Annotated in this window: 12 protein-coding genes; 7 read left to right on the top strand and 5 right to left on the bottom strand. The window is 38.3% G+C overall.

Annotated features, from left to right (window positions below):
• The first annotated feature begins 65 nt into the window (after positions 1-65).
• Together CBW18_RS18560 and CBW18_RS18555 are read left to right on the top strand one after the other, a co-directional pair.
• Positions 66-722, top strand: a complete 657-nt coding sequence (locus tag CBW18_RS18560) for a suppressor of fused domain protein (RefSeq protein ID WP_088302880.1) — start codon at positions 66-68, stop codon at positions 720-722.
• A gap of 2 nt (positions 723-724) precedes the next feature.
• The gene (locus tag CBW18_RS18555) at positions 725-2,311 is read left to right on the top strand and encodes a hypothetical protein (protein WP_088302879.1); all 1,587 of its coding nucleotides are present in this window, start codon (positions 725-727) and stop codon (positions 2,309-2,311) included.
• A gap of 114 nt (positions 2,312-2,425) precedes the next feature.
• Here the strand turns inward: CBW18_RS18555 and CBW18_RS18550 are convergent, their stop codons facing one another.
• Complete coding sequence (locus CBW18_RS18550) at positions 2,426-2,938, bottom strand: hypothetical protein (RefSeq protein ID WP_088302878.1); 513 nt, start codon at positions 2,936-2,938, stop codon at positions 2,426-2,428.
• Between the two features lie 678 nt (positions 2,939-3,616).
• The gene (locus CBW18_RS18545; RefSeq protein ID WP_088302877.1) at positions 3,617-4,360 is read right to left on the bottom strand and encodes a hypothetical protein; all 744 of its coding nucleotides are present in this window, start codon (positions 4,358-4,360) and stop codon (positions 3,617-3,619) included.
• An 859-nt stretch (positions 4,361-5,219) separates the two neighbouring features.
• Here CBW18_RS18545 and CBW18_RS21595 point away from each other — a divergent pair.
• Entirely contained in the window at positions 5,220-8,801 is a 3,582-nt protein-coding gene (locus tag CBW18_RS21595; RefSeq protein WP_216359269.1) for an Eco57I restriction-modification methylase domain-containing protein, read from the top strand.
• Here the strand turns inward: CBW18_RS21595 and CBW18_RS18530 are convergent.
• Positions 8,776-9,411 (bottom strand): TaqI-like C-terminal specificity domain-containing protein, encoded by a 636-nt coding sequence (locus CBW18_RS18530; protein ID WP_256387672.1) that lies wholly within the window; start codon positions 9,409-9,411, stop codon positions 8,776-8,778. The two genes, CBW18_RS21595 and CBW18_RS18530, sit on opposite strands and share 26 nt — an antisense overlap.
• Before the next feature lie 289 nt (positions 9,412-9,700).
• On the opposite strand from CBW18_RS18530, the gene CBW18_RS18525 reads away from it, so the two are divergent.
• The 3 genes from CBW18_RS18525 to CBW18_RS18515 all read left to right on the top strand — a co-directional run bounded on the left by CBW18_RS18525 (position 9,701) and on the right by CBW18_RS18515 (position 14,164).
• Positions 9,701-10,306 carry a master DNA invertase Mpi family serine-type recombinase gene (locus CBW18_RS18525; protein WP_088302875.1) on the top strand — a complete coding sequence of 202 codons (606 nt, stop codon included), beginning with the start codon at positions 9,701-9,703 and terminating at the stop codon, positions 10,304-10,306.
• A 28-nt stretch (positions 10,307-10,334) separates the two neighbouring features.
• Positions 10,335-13,694, top strand: a complete 3,360-nt coding sequence (locus tag CBW18_RS18520) for a helicase-related protein (RefSeq protein WP_088302874.1) — start codon at positions 10,335-10,337, stop codon at positions 13,692-13,694.
• Positions 13,695-13,762: 68 nt separating this feature from the next.
• The gene (locus tag CBW18_RS18515) at positions 13,763-14,164 is read left to right on the top strand and encodes a protein NO VEIN domain-containing protein (protein ID WP_088302873.1); all 402 of its coding nucleotides are present in this window, start codon (positions 13,763-13,765) and stop codon (positions 14,162-14,164) included.
• 222 nt (positions 14,165-14,386) lie between these two features.
• Here the strand turns inward: CBW18_RS18515 and CBW18_RS18510 are convergent, their stop codons facing one another.
• Positions 14,387-14,611 (bottom strand): helix-turn-helix domain-containing protein, encoded by a 225-nt coding sequence (locus CBW18_RS18510; protein ID WP_088302872.1) that lies wholly within the window; start codon positions 14,609-14,611, stop codon positions 14,387-14,389.
• Positions 14,612-14,929: 318 nt separating this feature from the next.
• Between CBW18_RS18510 and CBW18_RS18505 the strand changes: the two genes are divergently transcribed.
• Positions 14,930-16,234, top strand: coding sequence for a hypothetical protein (locus CBW18_RS18505; RefSeq protein WP_088302871.1), 1,305 nt, complete (start codon positions 14,930-14,932; stop codon positions 16,232-16,234).
• Positions 16,235-16,864: 630 nt separating this feature from the next.
• Here the strand turns inward: CBW18_RS18505 and nhaA are convergent.
• Entirely contained in the window at positions 16,865-18,061 is a 1,197-nt protein-coding gene (gene nhaA / locus CBW18_RS18500) for a Na+/H+ antiporter NhaA (RefSeq protein WP_088302870.1), read from the bottom strand.
• Positions 18,062-19,470 lie beyond the last annotated feature (1,409 nt).

Below are 19,470 nucleotides of genomic sequence, written 5' to 3'. Positions count from 1 at the left end.
CGATCCGTTTCATAAGCATTCATTCAAAACATACTTCCCTTTTGCGGAAGATAAAAGCAAATGCCATGGATAAAGCAACATATCAACAACAATTTACAACAGAAGATAGCCCCGGCTGGCTGGCCATTGATGATCAACTGGATCAGATTTACGGCGATACAGAACCCCGCCATTACCCACCTTTGTGCGGGCTGCATTATGCGGCAGGTGGTAGCGATCCGATAGATGGTGCCAGTATTTACGACAGCAACCACCAGGAGTTTCACCGCCATATTGTAAGTTATGGCCTGAGTGAGCTGTATTACGATGAAGAAAAGGCTGGTGGCGAATTTAGCAAATGGGGTTTTGAGTTGACCTTCCGGCTGCTGCCTTTTCAGGATGATCAGCATGATCCCATCTGGGCCATACAGGTAATGAATAACCTGGCACGTTACGTATTTACAAGTGGGAAGTGGTTTGAAGAGAACCATTTTGTGCCGGCCAACGGACCCATCCGCCTGGATACAGAAACCGAAATCACCGGCTTTGTTTTTGCGCTTGATCCTGAACTGGGCAAAATCCAGACCCCACATGGGGAAGTGAGCTTTCTGCAAATGGTGGGCATTACCAATACAGAAGTAGAAAAACTCAAACAAAATCCAACTACAGACGCCGTAAAAGAACTGATTGACCATTTAAAAAAGGACAATCCATTATTGATTACTGACCTAAACCGGAAGTAGCCATGTCCATGCACGAAATTGAAGATCTGGTGGAAGAAACCACTCATCTGGTAGACCAGTCTTCCGATCATGATTTAATGGCTAAAAGGGATATTTTATTTAACCTGTACCAATTCGAAGCATTTTTCGATACCAGCTATACTCACTTCAGGGTAATAGATATCCTGTTAAAAAACCGGTTCGTTTACCGGATCCCGGTGGCAGAATATCCCCAGCTGGGCATAACCGAAGCACAGCTGCCGGCGGATGAGGATGGCGATTGGGTTTGTGATGAGGATCAAAATGCGTTAGCCTATGCACAAAGCGAAAATGGGGCCATGTACCTGTATGTTGATGCCGGCGAAGTATTCTGGAAACGTTTATGTGAACTTGATATCCTGCCCAAAGCAGATCAACGGCCTCCGCAACAGTTTTCGATCCCTCAACTCGTGAAAATCGTTATGCTGGAAGCTGAAAAGCAACAGCAAACGGATGTGTTAAAGGAGTGGTATAATTTATTTGCCAATGCTGTTTTAGCGGGCGATTTCGGCGCAAGCGAAGGCATCCCCGATTCTTTTGAAGGTATCTTGAACGATCCCCATTTATCCGAACTTCGGGCTATCGCGGTACGCAACCAGCTGGACCGGCAGAAAGTGAGCCAGGCCAGTGGAGATTATTTATCGTTCCCCGGGGTGAAAACTAATCTGACGGGCACTGAAAGCCTGGAGGAAAGCTACAAGATCCGTTACCTGCTTGATTTTTCTAAAGATACCCTTCAGCTAGAAGCTGCATACCGTAAAGACCAGGGTGCAATGGAAGCAGGACCAGCGAAAACAGCCATGATACTACCCACCATTGATGGATATCTGGCTCCTTTGAACTGGACATACGTGGAGATCGCCCCTGAAAAAACCTGGCGCTGGTACCAGGATCTGGAAGATGATCAGTTTGGTGGCCCGGGACACCGCTGCTTTATTCAGCTTCAGCTGGACAGGGAAGAAAATACCTTGTTCTGCCAACTTGCGCTGCAGCACAGCCTGATTTTAAAATGGCAGGAAAAGCAACCTTCACTTTTGCCGGAGAACTGGCATTTTTATCATGAGTTGTCTGGCTGGCTTAACGACGATTTTACCGAAAAAAACAGACATTTAAGCAGCTGGGGAAGCTGGAAATTCGATCTGAAACAATCGGAAAAAGTACTGAAAAGCCATCTGGAAAACCTGATTGCAGGACTAAAACAGAACAGCTATTTTGATTTCGTAATGGCAGAGTTTCCTGAAAAATTTTTAGCGCAGGACCCGCAAAGAATTTTATACCTGTTGGATGAGGGGGAAGATGGCACGGGCATTATTCCCAAATATGTATTGTTTGATAGCAAAGTCACGTCTTTAATTGCTTTTGCCAAATGGGCGGCAGAAAAAAAAGATGAACAACAGGCCGCAAAAATAATGGATCAGATCATGGAGATGGCCACAACAAGTGAGGTATCGGCACTTCAGCAAGAAGTGGTGATTGATCCTTTAGTGCGCGTTTGGCAGGAAAATAAAGTGATTATATTTCCGCCCGTCTGGCAGCTTTACCTGGTGAAATCACTTAGAGAAAAAAAGTAATCTCCGGCGGTATCGTTATTTGCTGGCGCATGCGTGCCGCGTGTGCATTTGGAGCAATTTATATTTTCACACGCGGCACGCGTGCGCTAGCTAGGGCTAGCGAGGCTACTCAAATTAATTGATTTGAATTCTTTGTTTAAAAGCAGTATACCAGTCATTACAGTCTGACAGCCAATCATAAATCATTTTATAGGATGCGGTAATTTCGGCAGAAAAGTTTAGGGTTGCGCCTTCAAAATCATCTTCCTGAAAGATGTAAGCATTTAATCCATGATATAAGAGATCAGTATGTTGCTCCACTTCAAATTGGCCCACCGCCTGCAGGTGATAACCCAGGTTTTTGGTGTAATGCTGAAAAGCTTCTTCATTGGCCAAAGGTTTTGTTTTGGTGATCAGATGGATGATATTGTTTACATCATAAAGGGCGTTGGCAATGCTGATGGGCATATGTTTACCAGAGCGTGGATCGGGCCCGATAGACGAACTGAGCATTTCGGCAAGAAGCTGATTCACATTTGATAAATTATTCATCTCGAAATAAGTGCCAATCAGTTTCCGGAACTCGTTTACAGCTGCTACCTGATCTGGGAGCTGTGTGTTTGGGTTTTTACAATTGTTAGTCTGCATAACATTGAAATTAAAGTTCCTGGACGCTGCAGACTAACAAATAACTCTTTTCAGAGAAATTAGAAAATGCGTTTCTAAAACGCTCGTCCAGGAATATTTTTAAAATTTAATTGTTGAAATTGATCTCTCTTTTTAGGTGAAAAAATATGTTATTTATTAATCTGCATCGCTAAGATAAATACAATAAAATCATTCACGAAATCTTTTTGAAGAATGGACCATAAATGAGGGCGGTTTTATACTTGCAATCGACAGTTCAACCGTTACAATCGACAGTTCAGCCGTTGCAGTCGATAGTTCAGACTTTGCAGTCGGTAGTTCAGACGTTACAGTCGTTAGTTCAGACGTTGCGGTCGGCAGTTCAGACGTTGCGGTTGATAGTTCAGACGTTGCAGTCGATAGTTCAGGCGTTGCGGTCGATAGTTCAGACATTGCAGTCGATAGTTCAGACGTTGCAGTCGATAGTTCAGGCGTTGCGGTCGATAGTTCAGACGTTGCAGTCGATAGTTCAGATGTTGCAGCAGGTAGTTTAGCGGTTATAGGAGATCGTGGAGAAGAGGCAATGCGCCATTTTACCGCTAAGCATTGCCTGAAAGAGAAACAGCCACCCGGTTTGGTATCTGTTAAGTGGAATGAGGAAATAAATTAGGGATGATTTTTTAGGGTATTATTGGGTTGTTAGTTTAGCGTTCGGAACAGAATACCCGAAATCTGTTTGTATTGGGGGCTGGTTGAGCCAAAAACAGATCTCACATAGTTTTTCACATCCTGAGCCAGAGCAACTATACCCGTTTCTGCATCGTACAGCGCGTGATTACGGTTAATGCGTAGGGTACTCAACTGCGAGGTATTGGCTACCACATCGCGGTTTTTCTGTAATAAATCGTTATATAAAGTGGTGAGGCTGGCCAGCTGCAAATCTACTTCGTTAGGGGCGTACTGCGGTATGGTGGCTAAGAGTTTAGTCTGTTTATCCAGCGTATCGAGCAGGTTATCGTAACTCTGTTGCGAGGCCGAAACCTGGTTAACCACCGTTCCGCTGGCGGCCAGGTTATTCTTTTCTTCGGGGGTGAGTTTGGCAGTTGCCCTTTGCCCCTGTATTTTGCGGTGGTGGCTTACGGCATTATCCAATACCTGTTGGGCTACACTGTTGGCCTTAACGGCACTCAGCACGCGGGTACTCAACTTTTTTAAGGGCGCAAAAGCCAGATCGCGCAGGGCTATGGCGTTGCTGTTTTTAGCGGCAGCATCGTGCACCTGCTCGTTAATGGTTTTGGCTGCCGTGGCCTTTTCGGTTAAACTGCTTAGCTGGATGTTGGCATTGCTGGGGTTGTACACCGCGCCATAACCGGTTACATAACTCAACAGGGTTTCGAAGTTGGCTACGTTTTTGGCGTGGCCGGTTTCATTTGTTTTAGACATAAATTGTAGTTTAAAAAAGTAAATAAATTAGATTAATTGGCATTAAGTTAAGATTATTTTCTTTACAACTAAAAGGAGTGGGGAGATTTTTTTTGAAATAATAGGGGAAACCGTAAGGAATGAGGTTTTGAATTAGAGAGGTTTGGGAATTACAACTTTAAAACCAGAATTTATGGCCAGTTACAGATTAAATATGAACCAATAAGCCAATGGCGATTATAAGGTTCACGCATTTGGTTGCGATCATTATCCTAAGCAAAATTATGATGACTTAGGCTTATTCAGTTCTTGTGGACCGAGTAGTAGAAGCAAAGAGGAAACATGCTTATAAGCGGATTAATAGATGTTATTGGTGTTCAGAACCGTGCCACACTACTTAATTGTATTAGTAGTAGATGGTTGAGCTTCCCTTTGCACTGCCCCCCAAAAAAAGTTTGGCATTCATGGGGCATTTTTATGTTTAAAAGAAAAATTAAGATTATGAATTCCAATTTAAGCATTGTTTACATCGAACCTTACAGTTCACCGTAGTCTTGCTTACTAAAGGTTGAATATTTTTAGTTGGTGTTGCTTTTTGTCTGCTCAGCAGTTTAATACATATTTACATTTAGTTCTAGCCCTAAAAGTAGTAAAACTCTAAATTATGTTGGCCAATTTAAGACGCTAATTAAAAAGGAAGCCATTGTAAAAGAAGCGAGCATGGAAGTGGATACTGCTTGCAATATGGGAAGTAATAAGTTTAAGGTTGATTGTATTATCATCCGTATTAGAAAATCGTAATTTTGTAGTTGTAACATAGAACATCCTTTTTAATAAGGTAGTTTATTAATATCTTTCCGAAATATTCCAATTAACATAAATGCAATATATCAATAGCTCTCTCGAAAATTTAATTAACGACATATCTTCTTCGACAATTAGTGATTTTTTTAAACAAAAATCTTCTGCTTTTAAACCGATTACTGAAGAATTTGAATTAGACAATAACAACCAAAATAGCTTCGAAAGTTTATCAAAAATAGGAGAAATTCCATTTAAAGACAGCGATGAACTGTTAGTGTTCTGTTGTAAAGCTAAACAAACATTAACTGAACGTAGCTCAAAAAAGAAGCAGTTTGAAATTGCTAGGAGAACTTTAGTCAATGATGATAAAGACGGGGCAATCTTTATCTTTTATGATGAAGCAGGCAATTTTAGGTTTTCATTTATTCGTAAAAACTACGGTAATAAAGAACAAAAACTTACATCTTGGAAACGTTATACTTATTATGTAGAAAAGGACAAAACAAACAAAACCTTTAAAGACCGCATTAGCAATACAGATTTTTCTTCGCTCGATACATTACAAAAGGCATTTAGTGTTGAAAAGCTAACAGAAGATTTCTATAAAGAACTATTTGCATGGTATCAATGGACTTTATCTGAAGAAATTGGGATAACATTTCCTAACAATACAGAAACTAGCGATGATGACCGTATTAAACTTGAAGAGCAAATTATTCGCCTAATTACCCGTCTGTTATTTGTGTGGTTCATCAAACAGAAAAAACTTGTTCCAAACAACTTATTTGACTACGAAAAATTAAAAACATACTTAACAGATTTTGATCCCAACAGTAAAACGGTTGGAAATTACTACAATGCCATTTTACAAAACCTGTTTTTTGCAACATTAAATAAAGAAATTGATGGAAGGGCTTTCTCAAAACTTGAAAAAGAGCGTGACATCAAAACTTTGTACCGTTATGCTGAAATGTTTAGCATTTCTGAAAACCAGGTGCTAGCACTTTTTAATGAAGTCCCTTTTCTTAACGGTGGTTTATTTGAGTGCTTGGATAAAACCGTAAAAATGAATGGTATTAACCAAGTGTTAGACGGCTTTAGTAAGAACGCAACAAGATCTGCTAATGGCAATTTTAAGCATAGGGCATTTATACCAAATTGTGTTTTTTTTGATGAAAGTAAAGGTATCATCCCACTTTTAGAACGTTATAACTTTACCGTAGAAGAAAATGCACCAAATGAAGTACAGGTAGCTTTAGAACCAGAATTACTAGGTAACGTTTTCGAAAATTTATTAGGCGCATTTAACCCTGAAACAAAGGAAACCGCTCGCAAACAATCAGGTTCATTTTATACGCCAAGAGAAATTGTGAGCTATATGGTTGATGAAAGCCTAATATCTTACCTGCTCGATGCATTCCCTAATTTAAAGGATGAGGTTATAAGGGGATTATTTACCGAAGAGGAAATACCAACCCATTTTTTCCAAAACAGTTCGCTTTGCGAAGAAATCTCTTCAAAACTAAAAGAGATAAAAATATTAGATCCCGCCTGTGGTTCTGGTGCTTTCCCAATGGGTATTTTAAACCGCATGGTAGAAGTGCTGGAGAAATTGGCCTGCCATAAAGAAAAATCTGTTTACGATTTAAAACTTCATTTAATAGAAGAATGTATTTACGGTGTAGATATACAAACTATTGCCGTACAAATTAGCAAACTGCGCTTCTTTATATCGCTTATCGTTGAGGAAGGAGAGATTGACTTAACTAGAAGGGCAGATAATTATGGTATTCTTACCCTGCCCAATTTAGAAACCAAATTTGTATCGGCAAACACGTTAATTGGTTTGGCAACTGACAACAAAAATTTGCTAAGTCTAAACGATAGTGTTCTAGAGGCGATGAAAACCAAACTTTGGGAGGTTAGGAAAGACCATTTTTATGCTAAATCTGCTAAAGATAAGAAGGCACTTCGAGTTGCTGATGAAAAGTTGAGAGACGAAATTAAAAACTATGTCTCTGGAAATGCAGGTAAGCGGAATGCCGTTTTAATTACACAGATAGAGATTCAAATTGTGCAATTACAAAATAAACGCAAAAATTTTGAAGGCGAACTTTGGGTAGATGATACAACCAAGCATAGTCAAGTAGGATTGTTTGATAGCAACCTTAAAAATCCTAGTATTTTTAAGGTTGATAAAAATTTACAAGAACGAAACAAGATTGATGCTGATATTAAAATCCTACAAGCACAAATAGTCAAAGAGCAGAATAAAGCTGTAAATGTTGTTGCTGAAAAGGAAATTGAAACCATTGCCAAATGGAACCCCTATGACCAAAACTCCAGCTCACCATTTTTCGATTTAGAATGGATGTTTGGACTGGACAATGGATTTGATTTAGTTATTGGTAATCCTCCGTATGTACAACTACAAAAGAATGAAGGGAAATTGTCTAAAATGTTAGAAAATTTGGGATATAAAACCTTTGTAAAAACGGGAGATATTTATTCAATTTTTTATGAGAGAGGTTGGCAACTATTAAGAAATAAAGGATTTCTATGTTTTATTACTTCTAACAAATGGATGCGTGCAGGATATGGAGAGAGTACACGTGAATTTTTCGCCAACAATACAAACCCTATTCTCTTAGTTGATTTTGCAGGACAAAAGATATTCGAGTCGGCAACAGTTGATACTAACATTCTTCTGTTTTCGAAGGAAAAAAATAAACAACAAACAAGAGCGTGCGTAATCAGAGAAAAAGTTTTAAATAATTTAAGTGTTTATTTTCGACAAAACTCAACATTGTGCGATTTTTCCAGTAGTGATAGTTGGGTAATCCTAAGTGGTATTGAACAGAAGATTAAGGCAAAAATCGAAGCTGTGGGAGTCCCATTGAAAAACTGGGACATTAACATTTACCGTGGAATATTAACAGGTTATAATGAGGCTTTCATTATTAATGGAAAGAAGAAAGACGAATTGATTGCAGAAGATCCAAAATCTGCTGAAATTATACGACCATTATTAAGAGGGCGTGATATTAAACGATATTCCCACGAATTTGACAATTTGTACCTTATTACGACATTTCCAAGCTTAAAAATAAACATTGAACTTTATCCCGCTGTAAGGCAACATCTTATAAGTTTTGGATATGATAGACTAAAGCAAACTGGGGATAAAGGTGCAAGAAAAAAGACTAATAATCAATGGTTTGAAACGCAAGATTCGATAAGTTATTGGGAGGATTTTTCTAAACAAAAAATCGTATGGAAACGAATCGGTTCCATTTTACGTTTTTCCTACGATGACACAGGCATAATGGCTTTAGATAGTACATGTTTCGCTACAGGAAAACACATCAAATACTTAGTTGCTGTATTAAACTCTAAAATGGGAAGATATTTAATGAAAGATGCTCCTCAAACAGGAACAGGAGATCTACTGATAAGTGTTCAAGCAATTGAGCCTCTAAAAATACCTATTCCTAATTCTATTGATGAAAACTTGATTAACCAAATTGTTGATACTTTATTGAATAATAGCGATGATATTTCTTCCGATTTAGTTTTAGAAATTGATCGAATAGTTTATAATTTATACAATCTTGATACTGACGAATGTTCTTTTATTGAATCTCAACGAACCCAATAGTGTTTTTTTCTTCTTCAGTCAAAGAATATAATTCGAAAATTTTTTTATCAATCTCAATTTCAATTTCTCTTGTAGGCAATTGTTTCTTTTTCAATTGTTGTACTGTCAAAACTAACTTTTCGTACTCAAAATTGACTTTTTCTGAAACTTGAATAACTGGAATCTTATCTAGAAATATTTTCCTTACTTCCCTAGTTCCACCCTGTAATTCAGGGAAATTATCTAAGAAACAATATTTAAAAAGGGATGAATTTAAGAATGCTGTAAGATACGCTATATTTTTTCCCGTTATCATAAAGGCTTTGTCATTCTGTACAAAGCCTTTATTATCTAAATAAAACGGCAAAAATTTTGTCATATTTGGATACATAATTTTTTGTTTAGAAAAATCCTCCATATAAGCACAATTGCGTAAATTATATAAAGTATCTCCTTTATCTGCACGTTTTTCCAACTGCTTGTAATATAAATCTAAATGTTTCTTAATAGATGGGTAATTAGTTATCTCTATGCGTTTTAAGTTCTTTTCTTTAACACCATTGTGAGCATTAATTAACCATAAATCATCGAAATCATAACCATATCTTTTAATGTCTCTGCCACGTAAAATAGGTCGTATTTTTTAGTCATATTTTAGGCCGTAATCTACTTACTTTTACATGAATAATTAATTGTAAAAAATATAATGGATAACCTACTTTTTAGTAAAGTACTTAGAAATGAAGTGCTGCACTTTTTATTTTTTTATTGGAATAATAGCCTTTTGAATTTTTAAATTAAAAATATTGAATTTTATTCAAAATTATAGTTGACTTTACAGCTAAATCTACGATAAAGTTTAACTCATACGACTTACCCGATCCATTAAGAAACTGAAGAATAATTTAAAAGGAAATAACATGATTTACGGTTACATTAGAGTAAGTACAGACAAGCAAACAGTTGAAAACCAACGTTACGAAATCAATCAATTTTGCAATAAACAAGCGATCGTCGTTAATAAATGGATAGAGGAAACCATCTCAGGATCTAAAAATGTTGAAGATCGGAAACTTGGTAAACTTCTTAAAAAAATGAAAAATGATGATGTGCTAATCTGCTCTGAGCTATCTCGCTTAGGCAGGAATCTATTGATGATTATGGGAGTCCTTAATGAATGCATGAATAGGGATATTCAGGTTTGGACAATAAAAGACAATTATCGCCTAGGTAGTGATATAAGTTCAAAAGTTCTCGCATTTGCTTTTGGTCTTTCAGCCGAAATAGAACGTAATTTAATTTCTCAACGTACCAAAGAAGCTTTAGCTAGAAAAAAAGCAGAAGGAGTCATTCTTGGTCGCCCAAAAGGCCGAAAGTCCATTAAGACTAAGCTAACGGGACATGAGAAAAAAATACAAGAATTGCTAAATAAAAAGGTTTCCTTTAGTGCAATAGGACGCATTTTGAATGTCCATCGCCTTACGGTTAAAAGTTTTGTTGATAGTAAATTAAAAATCGCGATTTAAAAGTTTTAGCTTAGTAACTAATTTAAATATGGCAAACAATTTTATAACCAATAATAAGGGGCAAAAAACACTAAAAGGTCGTTTGAATACACTAATTGGCATTAGTGAAGAGCTTAAATTTTTGGTAGGTTTTTTTTATTTTTCTGGGTGGAAAGAGCTTTTCGAAAGTTTAAGGAAAAACAATAAACTTACACTAAAACTTTTGGTGGGTTTACAAGTATGCCAGCATTTACATAAAGCATTGGAGTTTGCTGATGATGATGAACAATTATCTGGCGATGAACAATTTCAAAATTTCATCACTTCATTAGGCTTTGCTTTAAATAATGAAGAAATGGATAGTGAAGAGCTTTACACACAGGTAGAGTTCTTTTTGCAAATGATTGATGGGGGTAGGTTAATTATTAAAAAAACTCAAAATCCTAATCACGCAAAATTATACTTGTTCCGTTTAAATCAAGACCAAGCAGAACTGCAAGATATGGACGGGCAATTTGTTACCGGTAGTAGCAATTTAACTAGGGCAGGTCTATCAGGCCAAGAAGAATTTAATGTAGAAATTAAAGATTATGGTTTTATAGAAGCTGAAACCTATTTCGATGAATTATGGGAAAAGGCAGTTCCAATCTCTGAAGAGGAAGAACGCAAAACTTTTTTAATTGAGTTTGTTAAGCACAAAACCCAAGTAGCACCGGTTACACCTTTCGAAGCTTATGTATTAATCTTGAAAACTTACCTCGATTTGCAATTGCAAAAGCAGATTAAGCCAGAGATAGAAAATCTGTTGGAAAATATTGGCTTTAAAAATTATGCTTATCAAACAGATGCCGTAAACCAAGCTTTAACCATCATTCAAGAATACAATGGTGTTATAGTAGCCGATGTGGTAGGCTTAGGTAAATCTGTTATTGCATCGTTAATTGCAAAAAATATTGGTAAAAGAGGAATGGTTATTTGCCCTCCAGGTTTAATCGGAGATAAAATTTACCATACAGGATGGTGGGAATATATAGAGAAATTTAAGCTGTACGACTGGGATGTTCAAAGTAGAGGTCGTTTAGAAGAAATTGCTGAAACGATAGATAACAACGGTATCGACGTGCTAATTATAGATGAGGCACATTATTTTAGAAATCAAGATACTGCAGATTATGAGGCATTGCTGAACATATGCCGTAATAGAATTGTTATTCTATTGACTGCAACACCATTTAATAACTCGCCTGCAGATATATTCTCTTTATTGAAATTATTCATAATCCCAGGTAAATCGGGCATTACGGTTGAAGATAATTTAGAAGCACTATTTAGTAATTTCAATTATCGTTTTAAGCAGTTTTCTATTATTACAAAAAATTACAATTCTGTTAACCCAGAAAAAAGACGTAAGGCGGAACTCCTTTACAAAGTGATTATTGATGAACATTTGCCTATTGATATTCAGAAAGTACGTAATGCCACAAAAACCTTAGCTAATCAGATTAAGCAAATCATATCATCTGTAGTGATTAGACGTAATAGATTAGATTTAAAACAGGATTATATTTATGCAGAAGAAGTTAGGGAACTTTCTAAGGTAGAAGATCCGATAGAATTATTCTATGAACTTTCACCAGCTCAAAATACTTTTTATGATGCTGTTGTTAGCGAGTATTTTGCAGAGGAAGGTAGATTTAAGGGTGCAATTTATCAGCCATTTGCTTACGAGAAACAAGTTGACGACGAAGAAAAGCTCGATGAAAAGGGAAATAGGGCTTACCAACAACAGCGAAATTTATTCGATTTTATGAGACGTTTGTTGGTTAAGCGTTTCGAAAGCTCCTTTGGCGCATTCAGTAAATCAATTGATAGATTTTTAAATGTTCATATTTTGGTTAGGGATTTTATCAATAAATCAGGAAATCAATACATTTTAGATAGAGCTTTTATCGAAGATATTTACAAATATACTGAAGAGGAGATTGAAGCGCATTTAACGAAATTTGCTATCGGCGATTTAAGAAAGAAAACTCCAAAAAATACAACTGTCTATCAAATTGATGAATTTGAACTTAAAGACGAGTTCTTTGCGGATATAGATAGCGACATTGTCATTTTTGAAGAAATAAAAGCCAAACTAGAGGTTTTAAACATTGTAGAGCATGATCCAAAAAGATCGGAAGTTACTAGAGAAATAAAAGAAATTTTAGCAAAAGATCCAAATAGAAAAGTGATACTATTCTCTGAATATGTGGATACCATTAAACATTTAGAGCCGTATTTCAGGAAAGAGTTTGGTAATAGAATGTTGGTCTGCGACGGTAAAGTTTCGAAAGAATTAGCTACCAATTTGAATTCAGACTTTAATGCCCAGTACAAAGCCAAACAAACTAATAACTTTGATCTAATCATTACTTCAGATAAATTATCAGAGGGGTTTAACTTAAATAGAGCAGGTGTAATTATCAATTATGACATTCCTTGGAACCCAACAAGAGTTATTCAGCGAGTTGGACGTATTAATCGTATTGGTACAAAAGTATTTGATAAATTATATATCTATAACTTTTTTCCAACTATAACCGGGGCAGATATTGTGAAGTCGAGAGAAATTGCAGAACAAAAAATGTTTCTAATTCACAACTCTTTGGGTGAAGATGCCAAAATGTTCGATGAATTTGAAGAGCCAAATGCCTCTGGTTTATTCAAAAAGATTAATCAAAATCCAGATGACGAGGGAGAATTAAATGTTGCAACTTTAGTTAGAAATCAATATAGAGACATTGCTGAAAAATACCCAGAAATTATTACTAAGATAGACCAGCTACCTGCTCGTGTTAAATCTGCGAAGCAATTCGATAGTTATCAACTCAACGTACTAAGAAAAAAAGGTTTGAGTTTATTTGCTCAAATTATTGAGACTAAAGAGGATGTAAATAGTGAAATTCAGGATATTATATTTGAAGATTTATTAAGAAATGTTGTTTGCGAATTTGAAGAGCCACGGTTAAATCTGTCGGGTCAGTTTTGGATGAATTATGAAAAAATAAAAAATCACAAACCCCAAGCAAAGGGAAGAACAACTCAAATATCTTTAGAGCAAAGAGCTTTAGACAATTTAAAAATATCTTTAAAATTGTTAAACGGTTATGAAGAAAGCCTAATAGACTTTATAAAGATATTGTTGACAGACTTAAGAAAATATAGAACTTTGTCTACTCGCTCGATAGGAAGATTAGCTCGAAAGCCTTTAGCAAAAGGTTCTTCTGAAAAAGAGTTAAAAGCATTTACCGATGAGGTGTATTGGTTAAAAAATCATTTAGGTGCAGATTATTTAGAGATTATTTTAAAACGAGTAGATAAGTACCACAATGAAGTAATCATTTCTGTTGAAAATTATTGCGCATAAGATTTTTTATGTTGCATTTTTTTTAATACAATTGAAATCCAATACTATTTAACTTATAAACCCTAATAATGCTAACAGAAAATCATATCACTAAATTATTTGTAACCTATTTAAATAAAAATAATTACACAGAAATATCATCATTAACTACAAAACAAAAAGGTTTTGATATTACTGCTATTGCACCGAACGGCAAGAAATTTTATGTAGAGGTTAAAGGTGAAACCAGCGCCAATGAAAATTCTAAACGTTATGGGAAATATTTTACAGGTAATCAAATATGGTCTCACGGAGCAGTTGCATTATTTACAACGCTAAGATCGATGGATAAACCAGAGCATCAAGATGCTCAATTCGCAATGGCGTTCCCTATGAATCATGAGCCAATGATGTTATACATTAAGAAATCTATGGATAAACTTGGTATACAAGTATATTTTGTATCGGAAGATGAGGTGAGAATGCTTTAACAGTAAAACCCAATCATTTCTGATCGGGCATTTATTATTATATTTATTTCTTGAACATTCTATTCTCAATTTTCGAACTATAAACGTGCTCTCTTAAGCTATTTCTACGGTTTTTAATTGAGATAAAATAATTGAACAAGCCAATAAGCATTGTCGACGAGATTCCTATAATATAAAATAGATCTTTTGTTTCAATCATTTTATTAAATACATTTAAAATTGCTAAAAATCCAATAACTCTTTTGGGGGTATTCCTAATCCTTTTGCTATTTCTAAAAGCGTTGTAAATGTAAAATCTTTATTTCCATTCTCTATATTACTTAGGTTTCCTTTCGTCAAGTCACAATTCGCCACTACCTGATCTTGGCTTAAATTTAGTTTTTCTCTTATTGTCCTTAAGTTCTGTCCAAACGTTTTTAAACGTTTTCTATCCCTTTCTTCATTCATTCAATAAATACACTAAAATAAAATACATTTTTTGTTATAAGATCTTGTAACAACAGAAATAAATTTCTATATTTAGGTATTGTAATTAGGTATTAATAAAAGTCTTGTGGTTGCATCTCTGACCCCGCTAACGCAAGACAGCAGATTAATGCCCATATCTATGTGTAGATGTATATATTTGTGCATCGAAATAGATGTGGGGCTGCTGTAAATCCATGTTAGCGTAAGGGGTCAGAGCTTTATTGTAACCATGGTAGCAGTCCCACATTTATTGTTTAGGGCTGTTCTGCCCAACAAGACTCGTAAAACCATACGAGTATGAAAGCTAAATCCATTACCATTTCAGGGAAACCGCTTTCGCGGTTTTACGAACTGCCTTTTGAAAAGGGGAGCAGGGTGTTAAGGTTAGCGGTGCTGGAGCAGATCGCTAGCAGATTACATAATACATTTAGCGTAGGTAAAAAGCCTGAGCCGTTGGCCAGCACATCGCTTTCTTTTGATCAGGGTTTGTTAACCGTTCATGGCAAATTGGGAGGGGAAGAAGCAAGGGTTTACATCGCGGTAGAATACGATAACCTGTTGGTAAGCTGTAGTGTTGATACGGATGAAAGCTACCTGGGGCGTTATGCTTACCTTACTTTGCGGGCCATGATGCGGAATGGTTACTGCGATTTTCAGGAATATTACTGGCCGGCCTGTTTTGCTTTGGGCAACAAGCGGTCGGGATATGTAGATGTGGTGAAGAAACCGGGCGGTTTTACCATTGTATTGAAGAAAAAGTTTAGCGGTTTGTTTAGGCCTGGTGATGATTTGCCGGATGTTACCGAACGTGCGGTAGTACCGCGGGAGAGGTTATTGAATAAACAAGTTATGGCACGTTTGGCACCAGTTAGCATTGGCTATTGTTTTGCCAATACCGATCTGCGGAATTTCCACAGCAACCATTATCCTTTTTTAATTCCCTATGTTTTCGCGGCCACGGCTTACCTTAAAACGGTTAAATCTTTTAAACGTTTCGTGTTAAATCCGCACGATGTGGATGGCATAAGCCTCTCGCCAGAACAGGAGGAGCTGAACAGCATTTGCTTCGCCATGAAAGAGCTAGCTGCTATCCGCTTTAACGTTAATGCCCACCTGCCCGAAAAAGTAGCCGAAAACCATAAACTTAATGATGCTAACCAGCTGGCGCTTTTAAAATTATGGAACAAGGCTTTGCCGCTATTGATGCTGCAACGCTTTACACACTACCTCTACACTTATAGCATGCGTAATGTTACGGGCAAACCGGTAATGCGGGATATGAAACTGGTTGAATTTTCGATGGAGGTACCTGTTTTAAGTTTTGTATTAAAAGACGAGGGCGATTATTACGAACTGGAACTGAAGCTTAAGGTGAAAGGGAAATTGCTGCATCTGAATACCGATCAGCCTAGCTTGTTTTTGGTTTGCGATAGGGGTAAACCGTATTTATGGTATTTGCTTGAGGCCGAAATGGATTATAAACTGGTTTGGTTTTTTAGCAGGTTAAATTTTAGGGTGCAGGTGTTGAAAGGGTATTATCAGGATTTTTTTGAGGGGTTTGTAGAGGGGGTGGAGCGGTGGTATGAGGTGAAGAGGGGGTAAGGGGGCCATTACTAATACTATCGTCATTCCCGCGCAGGCGGGAACCTTAAAGCGCTTGTGTTTTGGCTCAAACTCGGGCTTGCCTCGGCTACCGATGAAAAATCGGTACAGGTCCACCGCCGCCGAGGGGCTCTTACTTTTGGCTTGATCCAAAAGTAACAAACCTGAGCGCAGCGAAAGCATGCCTGCCATTAAAAATAACAAACACAAAGGCATAACTGAAAGGCTTGCATCCGTTTTTTATGTGGTCATATTGTTTTTATAGGTATAAAAGATTGCTGCGCAATTCTTGTAAAAAGCTACGGAAATCTTATTTGCGGCAGCATCGAGGCTCTTAGCCCTTGCTTTATTCCACCGCTCCCGCTTTGATCCTGCCTTGTGCTGTGGGGTATGAGGGTGAGTACAAAGCTTTCCGTGCTTTTTCCGGCGAAAATCTGCGAGGCCGGATAGCAGGGTGCAGATTGCGAGGAGTAGAGGGAGCATCCATGGATTGATCCCTTTGAAACTATGAGGGAAACTCCCCTCCTAATTTAGGAGGGGTGGGGGTGGTTATGAGGAGATTCTCTTTGATTTCTATTCCCTTAGGGTAAAGGGTCGATAGGTGGATAGGGCTCTGTGCCTCTCTGTGTTTTACTTTGTGTCCTCTGTGGTTAAACTGCCTTCTATAGTTAATTCCTGGGCTTTAACCGATTTCAAAAACACAAAACCTACCACACCTGATAAAACCGAAGCCGTTAATATCGCAAACTTAGCTTCTGAAACATGCAGCGCATTGCTAAAAGACAGCAGGGCAATAAAGATCGACATGGTAAAACCGATTCCGGCGAGCATACCCAAACCTAAGATGTGTTTCCAGCCGGCGCCGGTGGGTAAACCGGCCCATTTCAGTTTCACGGCCAGCCAGCTGAAAAAGGTGACACCAATGGTTTTTCCTGCAAATAAACCGATGATGATGCCCAGACCAAGAGGCGAAACCAGTCCGGTCAGCATTTCTTTCCGGAACGTGATATTGGTATTCGCCAGGGCGAAAACCGGCATGATGAGGTAGTTTACAGGGACGGTTAAAGCATGTTCCAGTTTCTCCAACGGTGATTCATTATCCGTTTCGTTAGTGGGGATGGTAAAAGCCAGTAATACCCCTGCAATGGTGGCGTGGATGCCGGAGTGGTGGATGAAATACCAGAGAAATATCCCTGGGATTAAATAAAAGAAAAGATTCTTCACGCCGAAATAATTCATTAAACTGAGTAGAATTAAAACGCCACCCGCCATGGCGAGGTATTCAAAATGGATTTGATTGGTGTAAAAGATGGCGATGACCAGGATGGCACCGAGATCATCCACAATGGCTAAGGCCGCCAGGAATATTTTTAAACTGGCGGGTATGCTTTTACCAAGTATCGCGATAATGGCGAGGGCAAAGGCAATGTCGGTTGCCATGGGGATGCCCCAGCCACCGGCAGTTTCGGTGCCTGTGTTAAAGATGGTATAAATCAGTGCGGGAACCAGCATGCCGCCTAAGGCGGCAATAACGGGTAATGCTGCACTTTTCACGGAAGAAAGTTCGCCTTCCAGCAGTTCGCGTTTGATTTCTAAACCAACCAGTAAAAAGAAGATGGCCATTAAGGCATCGTTAATCCAGGCGAGGATGCTGTAGTTGACAGCACCAAAACCGATTGTGGTGGCTAAAAAGCTTTCCAAACTTTCTTTTGAGTTGGTATTGGCCAGGAGTAAGGAGATGGCGACGCAGATCAGCAATAAAAAACCACCTACTTGTCCGGAGCGGAAGAAACGCTGAAATGCCTGGAAGTTGATGAGTTTTGCCATAGGGGTAAAAATAGTGAAATAATAATAGTAAAGCGTTTGCTAAGCTGCTGTACTTTTTTATTTTTCCCCATGCTCTGGCTTGCCTCGGTTAGCCACCGAGGGGCTTTTACTTTTTCCTTGATGAAAAAGTAACAAAAAATCAAGGCTTGGATCCTTTCTTGTAAAAAGCTACGAAAATCTTGATTGCGGCAGCCTCTAGGCTTTTACCCTTTCTTATCCCAGCGCACAAGCTTGATTCTGCCTTGGGATGTGGGGTAATGAGGGGAAGTGCATAGATTTTCGTGCTTTTTCCTACGAAAATCTCCCAGGCCGGTAGCAGGGTGCAGATAGCGTGGTGACTATAGCGGGATGCAGATGATTCGTTAATCGTCATTGCGAGGCGGCTTTTTCAGCCGGCGAAGCAATCTTTCCTACTGAAGTACGAAGGATTTGTTAATGCTTCTCATTTGTTCGTGTTTACTCATCATCTAAGAAGTTTGCCCCATGCTCTGGCTTGCTTCGGCTCACCGCCGCCGAGGGGCTCTTCTTCTTTGTTCTTGATAACAAAGAAGCAAACAATCAAGGCTTGGACCTGATGTCGGATTAGCGCGTCGAAATTTTAATGGCGGTAGCACAAGGACTCGATTTTTTTTGTCATAAGATTAATTTCGAGGGAGCCGTTTGCGCTACCTTGGGCAGTGGGGGCATTTGAACGGAGGTGCAAAAATTTCAACGGCTTCTCCTTCCATCATCTCCCAGGCCGGATAGCAGGGTGCAGAGGGATATTACCCTTAATTTCACTTGAGATCAATCGTCATCTCGACCGCAGTGGAGAGATCTTTGTACTTAACCTTTAAAAATATTTCTAACACGGCCGTCATTCCCACGCAGGCGGGAACCTTAATGCTTTCACTATTCTGCTGTACTTTTTTATTTTGCCCTAAGCTCTGGCTTGCTTCGGCTCACCGCCGCCGAGGGGCTCTTCTTCTTTGTTCTTGATAACAAAGAAGCAAACAATCAAGGCTTGGACCTGATGTCGGATTAGCGCGTCGAAATTTTAATGGCGGTAGCACAAGGACTCGATTTTGTTTTGTCATAAAGATTAATTTCGAGGGAGCCGTGTGCGCTACCTTGGGCAGTGGGGTCATTTGAACGGAGGTGCAAAAATTTCAACGGCTTCTCCTTCCATCATCTCCCAGGCCGGTAGCGGGGTGCAGATTGTGTAGAGCATATTGCAGGTGCGATAATTGGTTCTGGTGAGAAAGGTGCGGATAGGGGTTATATTGTGGTATTGATATAAAACAAAAAGCCACAGATACTTAGATCTGCGGCTTTATTCGGTCGTCATTCTGAACTTGTTTCAGGGTTTATGCAGCCTGGCGCATTATGGCTTCTTGCCAATATTTACCCGGATATTCACTTCAAAATCA

The organism is Pedobacter sp. AJM, from assembly GCF_002197755.1.
Lineage (GTDB): Bacteria > Bacteroidota > Bacteroidia > Sphingobacteriales > Sphingobacteriaceae > Pedobacter.
This window is presented reverse-complemented; position numbering and strand designations above follow the sequence as displayed.